Raw genomic sequence first — 19,932 nt, 5'->3', positions numbered from 1 at the left:
GATTCCTTGCGGCCTGAACAATCGCAAGTGTCCGGCGAGGGGGCGGCTTTGTAAAGCCGGTTGTCCCCACCCGCATAGCGGGTGGTTTCTGATGCGGCGCGCTGCGCGCCCCGCACAGGCTAAAGCCCGTAATGAAAAGGCGCTGACCTTCTGGTCGCGCCTTTGAAATTGAACGGTAGATTGGCCAAATGCCGGGTGCGCAGCGTCGGCCGGTCCGCCGTTCGGTAGAACGGCGGAACCAATATCCCCTAGTAGTCCAGCTTCCACATGTAGCGGCGCGTCATGTAGTCCTTGTGGGTGACGGCAGAGAGCGCACGCATGTACACGTTGTTGAGGATCGGGGCAAAGATCAGGTGATTGAAGTACTCGCTCACGCTGTCCTTGATGTCGTTGAGGCCGAGCTCCTTGGCGTCGAGCTGATAGACGCGCTCGCCACCGTACTGGTTGACGAAGCGGATGCCGCGCTCGTCGTTGCAGCGGCTGCGGCCGACGCTGATGAGCTGGAACAGCGAGGTGCGCTTGTCCAGGATCTCGAAGGGGCCGTGGAAGAAGTCGCAGGTGTTGATGGTGCAGGAGTCGATCTGCAGCATCTCCTGCACGTTGCAGATGCTAAAGACGTAGGCGGCACCAAAGAGCGGACCCTGAGCCATCACGTTGATGCAGGGCTTGTCGGCGTTTTGCTCGGCCCACTTGGCGGCGAGCGGACGGGTGTACTCGACGGCCTTGCGATAGATGGGGTCAACCAGGTCGAAGGCGGCCATAGCGGTCTCATACTCGGCATAGCCCTCGGTCTGCTGCGTAAGCTCCATGGCGATCATGGTCACGACGGCGGAGTTGGTACGGCCCATGCAAGACTCGTCGACGGCCAGGCTGTCATACTGAATCTTGTAGTCGCAGACCTCGGTGAGGCCGGACTCATCGACATAGATGGCGATGGTGCTGGCGCCGTGGTCCTTGGCGACCTGGGCGGCGACGATGGTCTCCTTGGTGCCGCGCATGGACACGACGACGGCCAGGGTGTTCTCGTTGACATAGGCGGGCGTGGCGTGCACGAACTCATTGCTGGTGTAGCTGGAGCTCACGACCTGCGTGGCCTCGTGCTCCATAAAGTACTGGGCAGGATAGTTGCCGCCGTTGGATCCGCCGGCGCCAATCCACACGACGCGCTTGATGCCGCCCTTGTCTGCCTTGTCGGCCAAAACCTGGGAGACGACGTCCTTAACCTGTTCCTGAGTAGTCATCGTGCATCAGCCTTTCTTCTCGTTTGATGCTCTCGATGGCATACAAGTTACATACATGTTTTGGTTATGTCGACTAGTTGTATGCTATATTTGTCTTAAAAAATTTGCTGATACGGTTTTCGATAACTTGATACCAGCGGTTTTGTTGTTGTATTGAATACATGCTTGATTAGATACGCATACAGGTTAGATACAGGTTGATCGCATGAACGCTTCATCTAAAAAGAGACTGACCCAATACGAGCGCTTGGCGGGCATGCTGCGCGACCGCATCGCCTCCGGCACCTACGCGCGCGGAGACAAGCTGCCGTCCGAGATGGAACTCATGGACGAATCGGGGCTGTCGCGCAGCACCGTACGCCACGCCCTTAAGGTGCTCGTTGACGAGGGCCTGGTGCGCACCGAGCGCGGGCGTGGCGCCTTTGTGGCCGACACGCCGGCACTCCACGAGAACAACCTGGTGTTTTCGAGCTACACGACACAGGTCCAGGGTCAGGGTATGAAGCCCACCACGCGCACAGTGGACTCGGGCTTTGCCAAGGCCGCGGGCAATGCGGCCAAGTTCTTCGATGTCGCCGTGGGCAGCAAGCTCGTCAAACTTGTCCGCCTGCGTTATCTGGACGATGCGCCGCTGTGCCTGGAGACCACCTATCTACCACCGAGCTTTGAAGCACTCATCGATCGCGATATCAACGGTTCGCTCTACGCCACGCTGCGCCAGGAATTCCATCGCGCGCCGGCACAGGGACATAAGACCTTTGAGGTGTGCTATGCCTCGCAAAACGAGGCGTTTTTGCTCAACGTTGGGCGCGGGCAGGCGCTGATCCTGATCACCGACTACGTGTACGACACCGACGGCCGACCGCTCCATGTCTCCAAGCGCATCCAGCGCACCGACCGTGCCAAATACACCGAGCCCATCGGCTAACCTGCCAAAATAAACCTGTCCCTAAATGGTAGGTTTGAGGAGGTCGGGGAACCAGGTTGGTTTGGGTTGGTTGGGGACGCGCTCGGCTAGGACCAACTCCATCCAGCACATGTCGTACCAGCGGCCGAACTTTTGGGCGCAGCGATCGAAGGCGCCCACCAGGCGATACCCCATATGGGCATGGAAGTCCTGGCTGTTGTGCGTCAGGTACTCATCGTCCTTGTCGTGCGGCACGGCGATGAGGGCGCACATGTTGGTGATACCCATCGCGATCAGGCATTGCTTAAGCGCGTCATGCAGCTTGCGGCCCAGCCCGCCGTGGCGCACATCACGCGCCAGGTAGATCGATGTCTCGACCGACCAGTCGTATGCCTCGCGGCTGTTGAGCGGACTCACATAGGCATAGCCTACCGGACGCCCGTCCAGTTCCATCACCAGATACGGATAGCGCTTGAGCGTGCGCTCGATGCGCCCGGCGAACTCCTCAACGCTCGGCACCTCGTATTCGCAGGTAATCGCCGTCTGGCGCACATACGGCTCATAGATGGCAAGCAACGCCGGCGCATCATCGGGCGTCGCCAGACGAATCGTCGGATCGGACATCTCGGTCATACAACCCTTCCCCCTCAAAAACAAAGGCCACCTTGCGCCAAACCCAGCGCAAGGCGGCCCCTCGTCATTACATCAGGCTACAGGACAGCCGCCAACGCGTCGATGTCCTCCTGCGTCGTGGCCCAGCTGGTGCAAAAGCGCACCACCGTGTGAGTATCGTCGTACTTTTCCCAGTACTCGATCGAGGCATGCTCGCGAATGCGGGCCATATCCTCGTTGGGCAGAATCACAAACTGCTGGTTCGTGGGCGTCTCCAAAAAGAACTGGTAACCGCGCTCGTGCAGCACACGACGTAGCGTCTGGGCCGTCTCGATCGCCTGTCGACCAATCTCAAAATACAAGCCATCGGTAAAGAGTGCCTCAAACTGCACGCCCGTCAGGCGGCCCTTGGCCAACAGCGCGCCGTGCTGCTTAATGCGCGGAATGGGATGTGCCGGAGCGTGCATGCCGCAGAACACCACAGCCTCGCCGCAGAGCGCGCCGCACTTGGTGCCGCCGATGTAGAACACGTCGCACAGCTGCGCCAGCTCGGGCAGGGTAATGTCGCACTCATCGGCCGCCAGCGCATAGGCCAGGCGAGCACCGTCCACAAACAGCGGAATCTCGCGCTTCTGGCATACCGCATGAATCGCCGCGAGCTCGGCCTTGGAGTACAGCGTGCCGTACTCGGTCGATAGACTCACGTACACGGCGCCCGGGAACACCGTGTGCTCGTAGCTCTCGTTTTCGTAGAACACCTGGATATAGTTCTCGAGGTCCTCGGCGTGCATCTTGCCCTCGTAGCCGGGGATGGTGAGTACCTTGTGGCCGCCAAACTCGATGGCGCCCGCCTCGTGGCAGGCGACGTGGCCAGTCTCGGCAGCAACGACGCCCTCGTACGGCGCGAGCAGCATGTCGATCACCGTCGCGTTGGCCTGCGTGCCGCCCACCAGAAAAAACACGTCGGCATCGGGGGCCTGGCAGGCCTCGCGAATAAGTTGCTTGGCACGCTCGGTATGCGCATCGGTACCGTAGCCGGGCTGCGGCTCCATGTTGGTATCGACGAGCGCCTGCAGCACCGCTGGGTGTGCGCCGTGGGAATAGTCGTTGTTGAACGCGAGCATGGCAATCCTCTCTTACCGGGTATCGGCCAGATGATTCAAACGGAGCTATTGTACGCCGTTGGGATAGGCAATGCGCGCGGCAAGGCACTCAAGCGCCAGTACCAGGGCAAAACCGCAGCTCACGTCGCTCAAAAAGTGTGCACCGATCACGATGCGGCCAAGCGCGACGAGCGCCGCGACCACAGCCGCCGCCCAAAAGATCACGCGGCGACGCGACGGTTTTTCCTTAAAGGCTGCCGCGGGAAGCCCGGCGAGCATAAGGCCAATCGCCGCATGCGCCGTGTGTCCGCTCGCAAACGACTTAAAGCCGTCCTTGACTACACCGGCGGCAATATAGGCCCACTTGTCAGGGTTGCCGATCACCCACCACGGCTGAAACTCGAGTCCCTGCGTCACCTCGATCACGCGCATGCGTGGGCGCGACCACAGCGGCTTGACAATCACGTTGAGGATGATGGCCTGAGCGACCCACACGACAAGCACCATCAACGCCCAGCGCGTGAGCTCGTCGGGCTCGGTCGTGCGCGTGAGACGATAGACGATAAGATTGGCGGCGATGACCAGCACAAACGTCAGCACCAACTGAGCCGCGATGAGTTTGCCGCCAACCCTCAGGGACGAAACGATCTCGTAGCCGAGCAGGCCCACGTTGATGAGGATGCCGAGCACGGCGAGCCATTTGCTCCCCCTGGAGTCGGGACGCACCGCGCGCACGAGCATAACGCCCGCGATGCTCGCCGTCAGCTCAAACGGCAGCTCGCCGGCCGCCTCGATAAAGCGACCGTACATGCTGCCGATATTGAACAGCGCGCTCGAGATCTGATAATCGAAGAAGCTGCCCACGCCCAGACAAAGACACAGGACAACCGCGATAATGGCGACATCTTTCTTATAGATGTATCCGAACATGCTTTCCTTTCGATGGAGCCAGATTGCCCAAATGGGGCGTTTGCAGCGTCGACCCGTTAGTCGTCGTCGCTGGCACCCAGCTGTTGCAGCAGCATGAGCGCGGCCGCCACGGGGCCGGTGCCGTCGTTGGCGTCGAGACCGCGACCCAGGCCGCTGCCCGCGCCGGCGCCCGCCTTGTAGGGCACCGATAGCTTGCGGCTCTTGGGGAAGTTCACCGCGCCATAGCGGGTCTTAAGCTCAAAGGCCACCTTCTTGGGCACGTCGACGCCCAAAAACGTGATGCGACCGCCGCTGAGCGTGACGCTCTCGAGCCCCAGGCGCTCGCCGCGAATGCGGATGCGCGCGCGATTGAACAGGTTGAGTCCCGCCAACGGCAGCTCACCATGCGCGGCCTCGGTCTCTTCCTGCACCTCGTCAATGCTCTCCAGGTCCTCGGCCGCTGCGAGCTTACGGTACACGAGCACGCGCTGGTCCACCGCCGGCAGGTACTCCTCGGACAAGAAGTAGTCGGCCGGCAGGTTAATACCCACGCTCGCCGCCTCCACGCCGGCGTCGTCATCGCCGCGCGCCTCGGCCACGGCCTGGCCCAGCATCTGCGTAAACAGATCAAAGCCCACGCTCGACAGGTTGCCGTGCTGCTCGGCTCCCATAAGCGAACCGGCGCCACGGATCTCTAGGTCGCGCATGGCGATGCGCATGCCGCTGCCCAGGTCCTGGAACTCGGAAAGTGCGGTCAGGCGCGCCGTTGCCTCCTCGGTGAGCGGCAGCTCGCCGGGGAACATAAAGTACGCGTAGGCCTGCGTGGCAGAGCGGCCCACACGGCCCTTGAGCTGGTAGAGCTGCGCCAGGCCAAGGCGCTGCGAGTCCTCGATGATCAGCGTGTTGGCGGTCGCGTTGTCGATGCCGCTCTCCACGATGGTCGTGGCGATGAGCACATCGATCTTTTTGGTCGCGAACTCAATCATCACGTCCTCGACCTCGCGCGGGCTCATCTTGCCGTGTGCCACGCCCACGCGCGCCTCGGGCGCGACCTCATGCACGCGCGCCACGGCGTCATCGATGGTCTTGACGCGGTTGGACACGTAGTACACCTGTCCGCCGCGACTCACCTCCAGGCGAATCGCTGCGCTTACCACGTCGGGGTCGTACTCCCCCACGTGCACGATCACGGGGCGACGTCCGGTGGGCGGCGTGGTGATCAGGCTCATGTCGCGCACGCCGCTCGTGGCCATCTGCATGGTACGCGGGATGGGCGTGGCCGAAAGCGTGAGCACGTCAATCTGCTCGCGCAGGTTCTTGAGCTGCTCCTTGTGCTGCACGCCAAAGCGCTGCTCTTCGTCAATGATCACCAGGCCCAGGTTCTTGGGGTTCACATCGGCCGAGAGCAGGCGGTGCGTGCCGATGAGCACGTCGATCGCACCCTCGGCAAACGCCTTGAGCGCGCGCTTTTGCTGCGCCGGCGTGCGGAAACGGCTGAGCACCTCGACCTCGAGGCCAAACGGGGCAAAGCGCTCAAAGAACGTCTCGTAGTGCTGCTGGGCCAAAATGGTCGTGGGGCAAAGCACCATGACCTGACGGCCGGAGTCCACGCACTTAAACGCCGCACGCAGGGCGACCTCGGTCTTGCCAAAGCCCACGTCGCCGCACAGCAGGCGGTCCATGGGCTTGGGTGCCTCCATGTCGGCCTTAATGTCAGCGATAGCCTCCAGCTGATCGCGCGTCTCGTCGTAAGGGAAGCTCTCCTCCATCTCAATCTGCTCGGGCGTATCGGGCGGGCAGGCGATACCGGTAATCGACGAGCGGCGCGTATACAGATCGACCAGGTCAAACGCCAGCTTTTTGGCGTTCTTGCGCGCCTTGTTGGTGGCACGCGTCCAGTCGGCGGTGTTGAGCCTGGTCAAGCGCGGTTTATCGCCGTCGGGACCGACGTATCGCGTGATGCGGTCGACCTGCTCGAGCGGCACGTAGAGCTTGTCGCCGTCGGCATATTCCAGCAAAAAGTAGTCGCGCTCCTTGCCGCCCACTTCCTGACGCGCGATCTCGCTAAAGAGCGCGATGCCGTGAGTGGCGTGCACCACGTAGTCGCCCGGCTTAAACGGGAACGTGATCTGCGTAATGTCCACCTTGCGGCGGCTGCGCGCGCGGTTGGCGTCCATGCGGGCGTTGAGGTCGGCAATCGAGAACACGGCCAGGTTGGCATCGGGCACCACCACGCCCTGCGGCAAGGCGGCATCGACAAAGGTCACGCGTCCACGCGAGATGGTGGGCACGGCGGCGCCGGCGGCAGCCTGCGCGGCGCCCGCCTCGAGCGAGCGGGCGTTGAGCGCGTCGACCTTGCGTTCGCGAATTGCAGCATGAGCATCCTGGCGGACAGCACGATCGGCAGAATCCGCCGCTGCCACGCGCACACGGTCGCCAATAGCGCCCGCGTTTTCGGGCGCGGCCGTCAGCGACTCCTCAAAGGTAATACCCTCATCGCCAAAGGTGAGCTCCATCGACTCGCGTGCACCGCGGTCGGGGATGGCAAACACGCAGGCATAGCGCTTGCCCACGACCTCCTGGATGCGCGTCATAAAGCGATTGTCCGAGCCCGCGATGGCCGGCTGCTCAATCTTGAGCTCTGCCGTCACCGCACCGCCGGCACGAATCAAGCTCACGTAGTTAAGGCGCTGCTGGGCACCAAAGTCGAGTTGCTGGGCACGCACGTACAGGCCGTCCAGACGGTCGACCCCTGCCTCGCCGGCGCGTGCCTCGATATCCTCGTAGGCGCGCAGGCAGTCGTCGAACAGCGAGCGCGGCTCGGACAGCACCACGAGCGCCTTGCCGCTCACATGCGACAGCGGGCTCACGGTCTGGCCGTACATCACCGGCAAAAAGCGGTCGAGCTCGGGCGTGACGATGCGTGCATCCACCATCTCGAGCAGCGCCGCCAACTTGCTGTCGTCCTGGCTGGCGCGGTAGAGCGCCACATGCATGTTGTGGACGGCGTCGTCGGTGAGTGCGAGCTCGCGACAGGGGAAGATCTCGATGCTGTCCTCGTTGCCGATGGTCTGGCCCGTGGAACTCACCATGCGGCGGATACGGTCGATCTCGTCGCCGAAAAACTCGATGCGCACGGGCGCCTTTTCCTGTGCGGGAAACACCTCGACGGTGTCGCCGTGCACGCGGAACAGGCCGGGTGCATCGGCGGCGCCGGCATTGGTGTAGCCCATGCCCACCAGGCGCTGCGGCACCTCGTCAAAAGGGATCTCCTCGCCCACCGCAAAGGTCGTGGACTCCCAGTAGCGGCTCTCGACCGGCGGCACGCAGCGCAGCAGCGCGCGGGCCGAGGCGACCATGATGCAGTTGTCGCCGCGCACGATGCGCCCGAGCGCCTCGCAGCGCTGCGCCACCACGGCGTCGTCGGGCGCCTGCTCGCGCCACGGATAGTCCTTGCGCTCGGGAAAACGGCACACGTGCGCCAGGCCCACATAAGCGGCAAGGCTGCGCACGGCGCGATCGGCCGCGTCCTCGCCGCTCACAATGTAGACCGTGGGGCGCGGACGGCGCGCAAACTGGGCTGCCGCCATAAGCGTGCGACCCGACTGCGACACGGCCAGCGTCACGTCCTCGCCGGCATCGAGTCCGGGCTCGACGGTCTGCAAGGCCTCGGCAGTGTAGAGCTGCGCGGCTATACGGTGAATGAGCATGCTGTTCCTCCGACATCGCAACGCCAAAAGCCCGCCGGGGCAAGCTCGGCGGGTCGTTCGTCAAATTCGTTGCCTGTCATGGTAGCGCATGGAGAGAACTCCGGCTCAAGGGCAAACCCGGCCCCGCAAAAAACGCCAGACGAAGATGAGTTCCGCCCTACCCCGTCACGCGCACGCTGGGGCACAAATCTGCCAGCGGACACTCGTCGCACTTGGGTTTGCGGGCGTCGCAGATCTCGCGACCGAAGGTAATCCACTGATGGTTGACCGACTCCCAATACTCGTGCGGCAAAATCTTAAGCAGATCCTGCTCGGTCTTGAGCGGCTCCTTGGCATGCGTCTTGGGACTCAACATCAGGCGGTGCGCAATGCGGTTGACGTGCGTGTCCACCGCAATGCCCTCCACGATGCCATACCCCACGTTGAGCACGATGTTCGCCGTCTTGCGTCCCACGCCCGGCAGCTTTACAAGCTCCTTCATGTCGGCCGGCACCTCGCCGCCATAGTCGGCGACGATCATCTGCGCGGCCTCGACGGCATGCTTGGCTTTGCTCTTGTAGAAGCCGAGTGACTTGATGGTGTCTGCCACGTCAGCCACGCTCGCCCCGGCCATGGCCTCGGGCGTGGGCCACTGGGCAAACAGCCGCGGCGTCACCTTGTTGACCTGCGCGTCGGTCGTTTGTGCCGAGAGTAGCACCGCGATCAGCAGGCGGAAGGGATTCTCGTGGTCCAAAAAGCACTCGACCGGGCCATAGCGACGGTTGAGGCGCTCACACACCTCGATGGCGCGCTCGCGCTTGGCGGCATTGGTCTCGCGTGGCATAACGACTCCTCGGCTCAACGGCACAATAAACTTATGGGCACAATTGTCCCACGTCCGAGACGCTTACGCCTCCAAGAATGCGCCGGTCTGACGGCTCCACAGGCTTGCGTACTCGCCACCCGCCTCGACGAGCTGCGCATGCGTGCCGTCCTCGACGATCTCACCATCGGCCAGCACCACAATGCGGTCGAGCGCCGCCACGGTGGACAGGCGGTGCGCCACCACAATGGAGGTGCGCCCGCGCATCAGGTTTTCGAGTGCCTCCTGCACCAGCGCCTCGGACTCGCTGTCGAGGGCAGAGGTCGCCTCGTCGAGCACCAGAATCGGCGCGTCGGTGAGAATCGCGCGGGCGATAGCCACGCGCTGGCGCTGACCACCCGAAAGCTTGACGCCGCGCTCGCCCACCATGGTGTCAAAGCCATGGGGCAAGCGGTCGATAAACTCAGTCGCGTTGGCCAGGCGCGCAGCCTCGCGAATCTGCTCATCACTGGCGTTGGGACGACCGTAGGCAATGTTTTCGCGAATGGAGCGGTGGAATAGCAGCGCCTCCTGCGGCACGTAGGCAACCTGGCGGCGCAGGCTCTGCTGCGTGCAGCGCGAGACATCCTGACCGTCCACAAGCACGCGGCCGCCCTGAACATCGTCTAGGCGCAGCAGCAGCTTGGTGAGCGTCGTCTTACCCGAGCCCGATTTGCCCACCAGGCCCACGCGCTGGCCAGCCGCCACATGAAGTGTCAGGTCATCGAACACGTTCTCGCCCGCCGCAGCGTCACGGTACGCAAAGCTCAGGTGCTCAAAATCAATCGCGCCCTCGGTCACTTTGAGCTCAGGAGCGTCCGGGTCGTCTGCCACCAGACGCGGCTCGTCCAGCACGCGCGTCATCTCGGCCGCATCGCCCAAAGCGCGGTTGATGCGCTGCATCATGGAACTCACGTAGTTCAGGCGCATGGTGAGGTTATAGGTATAGGTAAAGATCATGACGAGCGAGCCGGCCGAGATGCCAAACCACGCGTTGCCGCCCGCCACGAACACACTCACCACGGCCATGGTGATGACGATAAGACCCGAGGTCGTAAAGTTGCGCTGCATCATGGCGTGCATCGAGACCGTCTCGGCATCGCGCGCGGCACGATCGGCGGCGTCGAACAGATCGCGTTCAAAGTCCTCGCGCCCGCAGGTCTTGACGGCCAAGATGTTCGTGACCGCGTCGGAGAGCACGCCCGAGAGCTTGTTCTGTGCGGCGGACGTCGCGGCCGAAAGCGGCATGATGCGCTTGTACATAAGCCAGACAAACGCGATGTAGACGACCATGATGCACACCAGGATCACGGTAAACGTCGGTACCACCGGGGCGAGTGCGGCCACGGTGCAGATGACCGAGGTGATGGTGGGGATGAGCGAATACACCGTCACGTCCACCAGCCCCGTGTAGCCGCTCATAAAACGACTCGTCTGGCTCACGAGCGATCCTCCAAAGCGGCTGGTATGGAATGTCATGGATTGGTTGGAGAGCGTGTCGAAGCATAGACGCGCCAGGTGATAGTTGCCTGCAATCTCGAGCTTGTAGACGGTGTAGTCCTGTAACTTGGAGAGGATCTGACCCACCAGGTTAACGAGTACGAGCGCCAGGATATAGGGGCCGAAGACCTCAAACACCTGGTCACCCGCCACGGGACCGGCTTGAACGCGGTCGACAATGAGGGCCATCACATAGGTATTGGCAAACGTCAGCAAAAAGATGTAGCCCGCCGACGAGAATACCGAGAGAAAGACAATCAGCGGCTGCGTGCGCGTGACACCCCAAAACCGCTGCAGCGTGCGGCGCACGGTGGAGCGGCTGAGCGGGCTGGTGCTTCTCTGAGACATGGGCTTCCTTTCGCGTCTGATAGGGCGAAACGCCATTGTTGCACATTGAAGCGCGCTTCAGGCAAGCGCGATGCGAAAAGCGGTGGGGCGCCCGCGTTTGTGCCGGTGCCTCACCGTCTTGTTGCAATTAGTCCTCGTCTTCTTGGTCCGCGAGAAGGCTCGCGGACGTGAGTCCCAAGATCTCATCGGCTTGGTCGGCGTCTTCCAGCGCGTCGATGTCCTTGAGCTTGCGCTCCATGACGTTGGTGCGCGTGGTGATGATGCCCTCGACCGTTTTGCCCGCGGTCTCGATCTGCTGCTGGGCGCGGCGCAGCGCCGCCTGATAGCGCGGCAGCTCGGCCTTGACGGCGGAGAGCACGCGCAGCACGTCGTCGGTACGTTTTTGCAACTTAAACGTCTGATAGCTCATCTGCAAGCTGTTGAGGATGGCCGCCATGGTGCTGGGACCGGCAACGTTGACGTGATAGTCGCGGCCCAGGGTCTCGATAAGCCCGGGGCGGCTGACGACCTCGGCGTACAGTCCCTCAAACGGAACGAACATAATGCCAAAGTTGGTCGTTGCCGGCACACTCAGGTACTTTTCGCAGATGTCCTTGGCCTCGCGCTTGACCATGGTGTCGAGCGTCTTGCGCGCAGCCGCCACGGTCTCCGCATCGCCCGACTCCTGCGCGTCGAGCAAGTGCTCGTACGCGTCGCCCGGAAACTTAGAGTCAATCGGCAGCAGCACGGGGTCGCCCTCGTCCACCGGCAGCTTGACGGCAAACTCAACACGCTCCGAGGCGCCGGGCCTGGTGGCAACGTTTTCCAGATACTGGTCGGGCGTGAGGATGTCCGTCAGGATCGCACCCAGCTGCACCTCGCCCAAAATACCGCGCGCCTTCACATTGCCCAGCACGCGCTTAAGATCGCCCACGCCGGTGGCGATGGATTGCATGTCGCCCAGGCCCTTGTACACGGCCTCGAGCTGGTCGCTCACCTGCTTAAACGATGCCGACAGGCGATCGTTGAGCGTGCGGGAGAGCTTCTCGTCCACCGTTGCGCGCATCTGATCGAGTTGCACGTTGTTGTCTTTGCGGATAGCACCCAGCTGGGCATCGACCGTCTCGCGCACCTTGTCCAGGCGGTGCTCGATGCCCTCGCGGTTGGCACCGAGCTGTTGGGCCGTCTCGCGACGCAGGTCATCCATCCGGTCACCAGCTTGCGAAAACTCACGTGCGATGGTCAGGTAACGTTGCTGCTCCACGGCCGCATCTGTCGTCTGCTGCTGCGCGATGGCATTGGCCGTGCGGCGGGTTTCGGCCAGCGCGACGTTCAGGGCATCGAGAGCGTTGTTAGCCTGCTCGAGTGCTGCCAACGTTTCCGCGCTACTGTCGGCACGCTCCCGCAACTCGGCACGCAGGCTCTTGAGTTGGAGGGCGCAAGCCACAGCAACCCCCACCGCCACCAAGGCGATCACAACAAGCACAATATCAATAGCAGACATAAACTCCGCCCAACAAACCCAATCGATCACCAATCAAAACCGCGATCAATCTTACCCCGCCACACGCACCGGGCGCCCGGCCCCTTCTTGGGTGCCCCTCTCCTCCGCATATTCCATAATGCGGCGCGCCGTTTTCCTGCTCACCTTTGAGTCATCGCCGGCCAAGTATGCGTATACGTTTCCTTTATTCAGGTGCAGAGCACGGCAGATGCCATAGCGCGTTACACCCGATTCCTCCAATGCTTCCAGTGTTCTCTTTCTCATCAGGGCGTTCACCCTTCTGTCGGCCGCTGGCTTTTCTTTCACCCCTCTATACGCGTGCCAAACGTTGGCGTAACGATTGGGGAGCTTATCCTCGGCGCATAGAGATGCCAGGCTACCCGCTTGGCCATACAGAGACAAAACACCTCGATAGCTCTCTTCCATCCACGAGCCCTCGGATAAACCCAGAACGTATTCGGCTTTTCCCTGCGCCAAAGCGAGCAAGAACAGAGGCTCCGCCACGCGCGGCGCAACCGTCGTCGCCTGCTCAACCAGTTTTCTAAAACTCAGCGACTGTTGCCCGGACAGCTCTCGGCAATAGCCTTTCAAAAATCCCTCAAAAGTCAGATTCAACCGAGCACCTCCTTTTTGTATTGCCTATATGCACAGACCATCTCTTGATAGCTTCGCTCCGAAGGCGACGACGCCAGCGCTTCTCCCTCGTCGAATATAAGCCGTTCGAGCAGATCCCAATCAAGTCGGTCGATAAACGCTCGACTATGGAGGTCGACGATGTCGTTCGGACGGTAGGCATAGAGCTTCATTACCGCCAGGTCCTCCAAAGATGGCGTAAAGTACCTGATAAAACGTGCCCCAATCTTCAAGGGAAGCAAACGATCTTCGTAATTGAATGGCATCTGATTACAATATGCCACCGTCATACCATTCACCTCGGGGTATCGAGCTATGATCTCGCGGAGGCACCTGTCTGCCTCAAACACATCAATGTCATGTGTAACCGACCGATTCGTCACATCGTTTAGCATGAAAGCGCTTCCTCCCACCAATACAACGCTCGGCCTGTCGTCTCTTGGACCTATTTCCAGCTCCGCCTCTTCGTCAATGCCCAAAAGAGTCTGCTCTAAATCCTGCTTATACATAGCAAATCCTATTATTATTCATCTTCAATAATACTATTCAGTCGCACGACAGGACCCAAAGGATGCAAGGATTCTACTCGTGGCGACAATCCGTACACCCTAGAAGTCCTAATATGACAAACGCTAACTCTCCCAGCCGGCGCGGATGGTTGTTATGACGTCGCCTAGGCGCTGGCCGAGAGCTGCCAAGTGCTGAAGCACCTCATTGGGTGAGGCGCCGTTGAGAATGCACGTGAAGGCATATGAGGCCAAGAAGATTGCTGCGAGTCCCAACGGGATCAGCACAATCATCGCTAACGTGCGCAGGCGCTGGCCCACGCGGCGGTGACGCGTGCGGCGCTTGTCGAACGCAAGCTCCTGCGCATATGAATCTTGTTGTACGGAATAGTTCTCTGGCGCCGATCTGCCCGCAGGCGAAACCGCAGGCGTGGCATTTTGCGCAGGGGGCTGAGCGGCTACCCCTTGCATTTGCATCTCCATAAGCCGTTGCTGTTGGCGCAACATGCGCTCGGCTTGTTGCTGCGGAGTCTCAAGAAACAGGTCCATGCTGGCCTCCAAAATCGGAGCATTCGACGCTTACGCCCAGCATCCCGCACCGCCAAGGCCACGGCAACGCAATCCGTAGCAATAGCCGCAAAGTTTCTTGTTGACAAAAGCTGTCGAAAACCTCAACAACTCCCCTACCAGCACTTTCTCTGAGCTTTTTTGTCGAATAATCTTTTGCCCTTCCACCAACCCGCCAACTAACCAAAACCTGACCAAAAGCTTGACGGAAATTGTGAAGACCGGGACCCCACACAAAAAGTGCCGCCCCAAAGGGGCGGCACGCAAACTTATTATCAGCTTTTCTGTAACGAGCATGCGACGACTCAACGCCGGAGCGCAGGGCGGGGAAACCTTTGCCTCGCGCGACCCTGCGAAGCCGTGAGCGAGAGGGAAAGGTTTCCCCGCCCTGCGCTCCGTGGTCGGTGAGGACAGACTACATGCCCGCGAAACCTCGGGCGGCGGTGGCACACATAAACGCCAAGGCTAGAATCACGAGCGAGCCCGCGATGTCGACCAGCACGCCCATTGCGCGGCGCTCAAACAGCCAGCTCTCGAAGTGCGGGGCAACGTTGCGCCAGACACGCCACAACAAGATGCCCATGCCGATGACGCCGGGAATATTGAGCAACAAAATCTCGGAGCACAAGAGGCCGATCAGGTTGCCGGCGGCAAAGCCCGCATCGCCCTCGCAGTATTTGCGATAAATCATGTACAGCATGTACGCCACAAACGGCTGCAGACACGCCGAGATAAACGTAACCACCATCGAGGGGTCTTGAGAAAAGACATCGGTGAGCTTATCCACACTCGTGGCATCCTTAGAGGCCAGGAACAGACCGATGACCACCACGGGCACCACGCCCAAGATAACCTCGACCATCGTAAACAGCTTGGCGGTCAGGTCCTCACCCGCCGAATTCAAATGGGGCGCCCACTCAGGATGAGCATGCGCGCCGACCTTCTTGTCCTTCTCGGCACGATCGGCCTTTTTGCCCTCAGGGACCCGACGACCAGGATCCTTGCGAGTCCCCGCCGCAGCAACCCGAGCCCGAGACTTCTTACCCATACAAAAACACCCCATCAGGTAGTAGATAAACTAAAAGTCGCTACCCAGTGTACCCCACCCATGAACGGTGCCGTCCCAACCAGCCCCCAAACAAAACGTGCCGCCCCAAAAGGGGCGGCACACAAACTTCTTATCAGCTTTTCTGTAGTGAGCACGCGACGACCCGAAGCCGGAGCGCAGGGCGGGAGGCCGGACTACCTTCCCTCAACGCGACCCTGCGGAGCCGTGAGCGGGGAGGGAAGGTAGTCCGGCCTCCCGCCCTGCGCTCCGCAGCAGCCAGCGCCACGCGCTAGTAGTTCACCACCTGCTCCTCAAAGTACGCCTTCGGGTGGTTGCAAACCGGGCACACCTCGGGCGCCTCGGCACCAACATGCAGGTGCCCGCAGTTCAGGCACTTCCACACCTTCACGCCCTCGCGCTCAAACACCTCGCCCGACTCAATGCGCTCGACAAGCTTGTTGTAGCGCTCCTCGTGAGCCTGCTCGACAGCACCGACGCCACGGAACTTTGCGGCGATCTCGGTAAAGCCCTCCTCCTCGGCGGTCTTGGCAAACTCGTCGTACATCGTGGTCCACTCGTAGTTCTCGCCCGCAGCGGCATCACGCAAGTTGTCCAGAGTGTCGGGAACGGCACCGTCATGCAGATACTTAAACCACAGCTTGGCGTGCTCGGACTCGTTGCCTGCGGTCTCGGCAAAGATATTCGAGATCTGAACGTAGCCATCCTTCTTGGCCTTAGATGCGTAGTAGCGATACTTGGTATGCGCCTGGGACTCACCGGCAAAAGCGGTCTCGAGGTTCTTCTTGGTCTGAGAGTTCTCAAAATCCATAGGTGTACTTCCCTTCAACACATGCCGCCCGTAGGCTTCGAGCGGCCTTGTCTTTAGGATGCCCTCAAGCCGAGAATTTAAACCTTACAATCCTGGTCTTCAGATTCGGGTGGGCTACACGCTTAGCCAGCGGTCACCCTCCACGCGGCAAAAGCCCTCACGCTCCAAGTCGGCCATAATGTCTGCGACAAGATCGTGATCGACCGGCTCGCGGCCTGCTGCCGCCTCCATTTCGTTGACACCCGCCACGGCCTCGGCGAGTGTGATGCCCGCCGGCCGCCCATCGCGCGCCGCCAGCAGCATGCGCACAATATGGGCGCGCTTTTGGCGACGCGAGCCCTCAAACTTGGACTGACGGCTATAGCTCGCCGAGCGCCTCGACGGATTGGGCAGTGTCTTCTTAAGATACGCGCCATAATCCAGCAGCGCGTAATACCATGCGCGCGGTGTGTCGGCATCGTCGAGCGGCACGGCAAAGGGAGCAATCTCATCCGCCGTCGCACCGGGAGCCGCCGGACAGGCGGCCTGAATCAGCGGCACCAGCTCGCGATCGGGAACGGCCGGCACATCGGGAAAGAAATGATGCAGAAAGACCGTGCGCACGTTGGTCTCCAGATACACACCCGGTAGATCGAACGCAAACGACCGGATGCCCTGCGCCGTCGCCGGGCCAATACCGGGCAGGGCGACCAGGTCGCGCGTCTCACGTGGAAACTCCCCACTCCAGTCTTCCATAACGCTCTGAGCGGCTCTATGAAGTGCCAGGGCGCGGCGATTGTAGCCCATCCCCTGCCACGCATCCAAGACATCGGAAGGGGCGGCCTGAGCGAGTGCCTGTACGGTCGGAAAGCGGTCGAGCCACGCGGGCATACGCGTCTCCACACGCGGCACCTGCGTTTGCTGCAGCATAACCTCGGAAAGCCAAATAATGTACGGGTCGCGCGTGCGGCGCCACGGAAGGTCGCGATAACGCAGGACCCCTTCCGAACGAATCATCGAACGAAAGGGGTCCTGAATCATGGCTATGCTCCTTATGCGGCGCTATTCCTCCCGGCAAGCGCACGCACAGGTGGCGTACTCGGGAAACGCATCGCGGTCGGCGAACTTGGAATCTACGGCCGGGAACTGGCGGTGAGCGACGATATCGCCCAGCGAAACGGAATCGAGGTAGTCGCGCATCAGCGCTTGAGCTCCGGCCCACAGGGGATGATAACAGCACGTGCCCATGCGTGCACAGTCGCCATCGGGCGCGGTACAATCGTTCATGACCATGGGGCCCTGAACGGCTTCAACGACCTGGCGGATGGTGACATCGTCGGGGCTGACCTTAAGACGCATGCCGCCATGGACGCCACGCAGGCTCTCCACAATACCGGCCTGAACCAAACCATGCTGAATCGAACGGGCAAACGAATACGGGACATTGACCTCTTCGGCGGCGGTGCGAACAGAAAGCAGACGCTCCGGGTCCTCGGCAAGCATCGCGAGCATGCGAAGGGCGTAATCAGTCTTCCTCGATATGTCCATTTTTCCCCTTTCAAGGAATAGGAACAGCTCGAACGAGCTCCGGAGCCGAGCTTGCGTCGAGACACCAATGACCGTATGGACGCCCAAATAGCAAAACGGGTGCCCACTGAATGCCGCGTTTGAAGCCTCTTGCATCAAAAACGGCCCATAGTGCAAATCAGTATAACCTAACCCCCTGCTTCGTTGAACAGGTGTTGCGCAACAAACGCTTTGTTTGAACGCATGTCTCAAACGGAGCTTGTCCGGGAATTGGAAGGATTTTGTTTTGGGTGAAAGGGGCCGATGGGATCAAGGTCCTATCAAACGCAAAAAGCCACGTCCGAAGACGTGGCTTTAATTGCGTTGGCGGGAAGTACGGGGCTCGAACCCGCGACCTCCGACGTGACAGGCCGGCGCTCTAACCAAACTGAGCTAACTCCCCAGGCAGACGTTCGCGTTTGTTTCCGCTCGCGTGCGCTGCGGGGATTAGTATACACAGAAGTCTGTCCGCCGCGCAACAACTTTTTTGAAAAAATTTTTCGGTCCCTCCGGGAGGGTCTCCGGGGCCGGCTGGCGCGGGTTTAGTTTGCTGCTCTACAGTCCTGCGCAAGACGGAAAGCACATTAAGTGCTTTCCTTTGCGTGCGGAACTCGCGACAAACTTAACCCGCGCCAGCCGGCCCCGGAGACCCTCCCTGCCGTCACTTTGTTCGAGCCGTTGTTGTTGCTCGCCGCTTCGCGGCTCGGCGGCCCCGTTCTCCGCGGCGGGGTTGGTCTGATGGATCTTGTTGAAGCTCGGCCATTGGCTCAAATGGAAACGGGGGACGCATCTGCATCCCCCGTTTTTGTTGTGATTACTCTAGGTCAATAAACTTAGTGCTTATGATCTTGCCGTCTTTTACTAGCATTCTGGCCATGGTGGGGCCTCGGGTGCCTCTGGGGTAGCTAGCGCTGCCCGGGTTGAGGACTAAACAACGGCCCACTTGGACTTCTTTGGTTACGTGGGTGTGGCCGTTGATGGCTACGTCTACGGATCCCACCGGAAGGTCTTCGCGGTAGTGGGCTACGGCGAATTTGAGGCCTTCGTAGGTAAAGAGCGCAAGACGGTCTACATCGGGGCCGTAGTCGCGGTAGTAATCGTTGTTGCCCAGTACGGCCCGCACGGGGGCGATGGTGCATAGGTGCTCGTAGTCTATCTCTGACGTGAGGTCGCCGGCGTGGATGATCAGGTCTGCGCCCTCAAGCTCATCCAAGAGCGCAGGCGATAAATAGCCGTGGGTGTCCGAGATGATGTCGATACGCTTGGCGCTTGCACTGTTCATGGGATCCCTTCCGCAAAAAACGATTCGGCAGATACATGCAAAAAGGCCCCACGGCTCCGCAGACGATGGGTCTACAGGGCTGCGGGGCCAGTGTGCTAGAGACTCAGAGCCTTCTTGAGCGGCACGACGCGGCGGCGCGAAACCGGCACGCGTTCGTCGACGCCCGTAATGCCCAGCTGGATGGCGCCCGAGGGCACCGTCTCGACGTCCGTAACGCACGCCAAGTTGACGATATAGCGGCGGTGAACACGGAAGAAGCCAAAGTCGCAGAGCTTGGCCTCAAACTGCGCCAGCGAGGTCGTCGACAAAAAGCGATCATCGACGGTATAGATGCAGGAGTAATCGTCCTTGGCCATGATAAAGCGAATGTCGTCCACGGGAATGAGCACCTTGCGGCCGCCCTTTTCCACCGGGATACGCTCGATGGTCACCTTGCTGTCCGTAACCGGCTTGGTGCGTTGCGTGACCTTCTCGATCGCGCGATCCAAGCGAGCTTCCTCGACCGGCTTCATCAGATAATCGACGGCATCCACGTCGAATGCCTCGACCGCATGGTCACTATACGCAGTCACAAACACGATCGCCGGCGGATTTTTGAGCTTATGCAGCGCCTCGGCAAGTTGCAGGCCCGAGGCACCGGGCATCGAGATATCGAGAAACACGACATCCACGCGACTTTCCATAAGCATCTCGATGGCGGAGCGGACGCTCGACGCCTCCGTGATCGTGCCGATCTTGCCCGTTTGCTCGAGCAGGAAGCGAAGCTCCGAGCGAGCCGGCGCCTCATCATCCACAATCATCGCACGCAGCATAGGGATAAAACCTTTCGTCAACTAACTACGCCGGGCATCCGTCGCATGACGTTGAG

Annotated in this window: 18 protein-coding genes and 1 tRNA gene; 1 reads left to right on the top strand and 18 read right to left on the bottom strand. The window is 60.9% G+C overall.

Annotation, left to right across the window (positions count from 1 at the left end):
* Positions 1-248: 248 nt before the first annotated feature.
* The gene (locus AAAX59_RS07660) at positions 249-1,241 is read right to left on the bottom strand and encodes an SIS domain-containing protein (RefSeq protein WP_006235139.1); all 993 of its coding nucleotides are present in this window, start codon (positions 1,239-1,241) and stop codon (positions 249-251) included.
* Positions 1,242-1,446: 205 nt separating this feature from the next.
* On the opposite strand from AAAX59_RS07660, the gene AAAX59_RS07655 reads away from it, so the two are divergent.
* Positions 1,447-2,169 carry a GntR family transcriptional regulator gene (locus AAAX59_RS07655; protein ID WP_006235140.1) on the top strand — a complete coding sequence of 241 codons (723 nt, stop codon included), beginning with the start codon at positions 1,447-1,449 and terminating at the stop codon, positions 2,167-2,169.
* 21 nt (positions 2,170-2,190) lie between these two features.
* Here AAAX59_RS07655 and AAAX59_RS07650 read toward each other — a convergent pair whose 3' ends face one another.
* The 17 genes from AAAX59_RS07650 to AAAX59_RS07570 form a co-directional block, all read right to left on the bottom strand.
* Positions 2,191-2,781 (bottom strand): GNAT family N-acetyltransferase, encoded by a 591-nt coding sequence (locus tag AAAX59_RS07650; RefSeq protein ID WP_006235141.1) that lies wholly within the window; start codon positions 2,779-2,781, stop codon positions 2,191-2,193.
* A 77-nt stretch (positions 2,782-2,858) separates the two neighbouring features.
* Positions 2,859-3,884, bottom strand: a complete 1,026-nt coding sequence (locus tag AAAX59_RS07645; protein WP_006235142.1) for an aminotransferase class V-fold PLP-dependent enzyme — start codon at positions 3,882-3,884, stop codon at positions 2,859-2,861.
* A gap of 45 nt (positions 3,885-3,929) precedes the next feature.
* The gene (locus tag AAAX59_RS07640) at positions 3,930-4,793 is read right to left on the bottom strand and encodes a phosphatase PAP2 family protein (protein WP_349071338.1); all 864 of its coding nucleotides are present in this window, start codon (positions 4,791-4,793) and stop codon (positions 3,930-3,932) included.
* A gap of 56 nt (positions 4,794-4,849) precedes the next feature.
* On the bottom strand, positions 4,850-8,482 hold the full coding sequence (gene mfd, locus AAAX59_RS07635) for a transcription-repair coupling factor (RefSeq protein ID WP_349071337.1): 3,633 nt from the start codon (positions 8,480-8,482) through the stop codon (positions 4,850-4,852).
* A 157-nt stretch (positions 8,483-8,639) separates the two neighbouring features.
* Complete coding sequence (gene nth / locus AAAX59_RS07630) at positions 8,640-9,305, bottom strand: endonuclease III (RefSeq protein WP_271728845.1); 666 nt, start codon at positions 9,303-9,305, stop codon at positions 8,640-8,642.
* A gap of 63 nt (positions 9,306-9,368) precedes the next feature.
* Positions 9,369-11,171, bottom strand: coding sequence for an ABC transporter ATP-binding protein (locus AAAX59_RS07625; RefSeq protein ID WP_349071336.1), 1,803 nt, complete (start codon positions 11,169-11,171; stop codon positions 9,369-9,371).
* Between the two features lie 127 nt (positions 11,172-11,298).
* Positions 11,299-12,654 (bottom strand): DNA recombination protein RmuC, encoded by a 1,356-nt coding sequence (rmuC, locus tag AAAX59_RS07620; protein WP_349071335.1) that lies wholly within the window; start codon positions 12,652-12,654, stop codon positions 11,299-11,301.
* A gap of 51 nt (positions 12,655-12,705) precedes the next feature.
* The gene (locus AAAX59_RS07615; RefSeq protein WP_349071334.1) at positions 12,706-13,269 is read right to left on the bottom strand and encodes a hypothetical protein; all 564 of its coding nucleotides are present in this window, start codon (positions 13,267-13,269) and stop codon (positions 12,706-12,708) included.
* Positions 13,266-13,796 (bottom strand): DUF6036 family nucleotidyltransferase, encoded by a 531-nt coding sequence (locus AAAX59_RS07610; RefSeq protein ID WP_349071333.1) that lies wholly within the window; start codon positions 13,794-13,796, stop codon positions 13,266-13,268. Before AAAX59_RS07610 ends, AAAX59_RS07615 begins: the two co-directional genes overlap by 4 nt.
* A 123-nt stretch (positions 13,797-13,919) precedes the next feature.
* Positions 13,920-14,342, bottom strand: coding sequence for a hypothetical protein (locus AAAX59_RS07605; RefSeq protein ID WP_349071332.1), 423 nt, complete (start codon positions 14,340-14,342; stop codon positions 13,920-13,922).
* A 433-nt stretch (positions 14,343-14,775) separates the two neighbouring features.
* Positions 14,776-15,408: a hypothetical protein gene (locus AAAX59_RS07600; RefSeq protein WP_349071331.1), complete on the bottom strand. Its 633-nt coding sequence runs from the start codon at positions 15,406-15,408 to the stop codon at positions 14,776-14,778.
* 289 nt (positions 15,409-15,697) lie between these two features.
* Positions 15,698-16,237: a rubrerythrin gene (rbr, locus tag AAAX59_RS07595; protein ID WP_138374381.1), complete on the bottom strand. Its 540-nt coding sequence runs from the start codon at positions 16,235-16,237 to the stop codon at positions 15,698-15,700.
* 114 nt (positions 16,238-16,351) lie between these two features.
* Positions 16,352-17,257: an adenine glycosylase gene (locus tag AAAX59_RS07590; protein WP_349071330.1), complete on the bottom strand. Its 906-nt coding sequence runs from the start codon at positions 17,255-17,257 to the stop codon at positions 16,352-16,354.
* Between the two features lie 21 nt (positions 17,258-17,278).
* Positions 17,279-17,764, bottom strand: a complete 486-nt coding sequence (locus AAAX59_RS07585) for an Rrf2 family transcriptional regulator (protein ID WP_099432564.1) — start codon at positions 17,762-17,764, stop codon at positions 17,279-17,281.
* Between the two features lie 343 nt (positions 17,765-18,107).
* A tRNA-Asp gene (locus tag AAAX59_RS07580) sits at positions 18,108-18,185 on the bottom strand.
* 411 nt (positions 18,186-18,596) lie between these two features.
* Entirely contained in the window at positions 18,597-19,064 is a 468-nt protein-coding gene (locus tag AAAX59_RS07575; protein ID WP_349071329.1) for a YfcE family phosphodiesterase, read from the bottom strand.
* A 95-nt stretch (positions 19,065-19,159) separates the two neighbouring features.
* On the bottom strand, positions 19,160-19,876 hold the full coding sequence (locus AAAX59_RS07570; protein WP_195362257.1) for a response regulator: 717 nt from the start codon (positions 19,874-19,876) through the stop codon (positions 19,160-19,162).
* Positions 19,877-19,932: the final 56 nt, after the last annotated feature.

This window comes from Collinsella sp. CLA-ER-H2 (assembly GCF_040092405.1).
GTDB lineage: Bacteria > Actinomycetota > Coriobacteriia > Coriobacteriales > Coriobacteriaceae > Collinsella.
This window is presented reverse-complemented; position numbering and strand designations above follow the sequence as displayed.

Bases quoted from the DNA above. Each gene is read 5' to 3' on its own strand.
- AAAX59_RS07570 (WP_195362257.1), bottom strand. From the start codon at position 19,876: ATGCTGCGTGCGATGATTGTGGATGATGAGGCGCCGGCTCGCTCGGAG.
- AAAX59_RS07590 (WP_349071330.1), bottom strand. From the start codon at position 17,257: ATGATTCAGGACCCCTTTCGTTCGATGATTCGTTCGGAAGGGGTCCTG.
- AAAX59_RS07585 (WP_099432564.1), bottom strand. From the start codon at position 17,764: ATGGACATATCGAGGAAGACTGATTACGCCCTTCGCATGCTCGCGATG.
- AAAX59_RS07640 (WP_349071338.1), bottom strand. From the start codon at position 4,793: ATGTTCGGATACATCTATAAGAAAGATGTCGCCATTATCGCGGTTGTC.
- AAAX59_RS07645 (WP_006235142.1), bottom strand. From the start codon at position 3,884: ATGCTCGCGTTCAACAACGACTATTCCCACGGCGCACACCCAGCGGTG.
- AAAX59_RS07625 (WP_349071336.1), bottom strand. From the start codon at position 11,171: ATGTCTCAGAGAAGCACCAGCCCGCTCAGCCGCTCCACCGTGCGCCGC.
- mfd (WP_349071337.1), bottom strand. From the start codon at position 8,482: ATGCTCATTCACCGTATAGCCGCGCAGCTCTACACTGCCGAGGCCTTG.
- AAAX59_RS07600 (WP_349071331.1), bottom strand. From the start codon at position 15,408: ATGGGTAAGAAGTCTCGGGCTCGGGTTGCTGCGGCGGGGACTCGCAAG.
- nth (WP_271728845.1), bottom strand. From the start codon at position 9,305: ATGCCACGCGAGACCAATGCCGCCAAGCGCGAGCGCGCCATCGAGGTG.
- AAAX59_RS07575 (WP_349071329.1), bottom strand. From the start codon at position 19,064: ATGAACAGTGCAAGCGCCAAGCGTATCGACATCATCTCGGACACCCAC.
- AAAX59_RS07650 (WP_006235141.1), bottom strand. From the start codon at position 2,781: ATGACCGAGATGTCCGATCCGACGATTCGTCTGGCGACGCCCGATGAT.
- AAAX59_RS07660 (WP_006235139.1), bottom strand. From the start codon at position 1,241: ATGACTACTCAGGAACAGGTTAAGGACGTCGTCTCCCAGGTTTTGGCC.
- rbr (WP_138374381.1), bottom strand. From the start codon at position 16,237: ATGGATTTTGAGAACTCTCAGACCAAGAAGAACCTCGAGACCGCTTTT.
- AAAX59_RS07655 (WP_006235140.1), top strand. From the start codon at position 1,447: ATGAACGCTTCATCTAAAAAGAGACTGACCCAATACGAGCGCTTGGCG.
- AAAX59_RS07610 (WP_349071333.1), bottom strand. From the start codon at position 13,796: ATGTATAAGCAGGATTTAGAGCAGACTCTTTTGGGCATTGACGAAGAG.
- rmuC (WP_349071335.1), bottom strand. From the start codon at position 12,654: ATGTCTGCTATTGATATTGTGCTTGTTGTGATCGCCTTGGTGGCGGTG.
- AAAX59_RS07605 (WP_349071332.1), bottom strand. From the start codon at position 14,342: ATGGACCTGTTTCTTGAGACTCCGCAGCAACAAGCCGAGCGCATGTTG.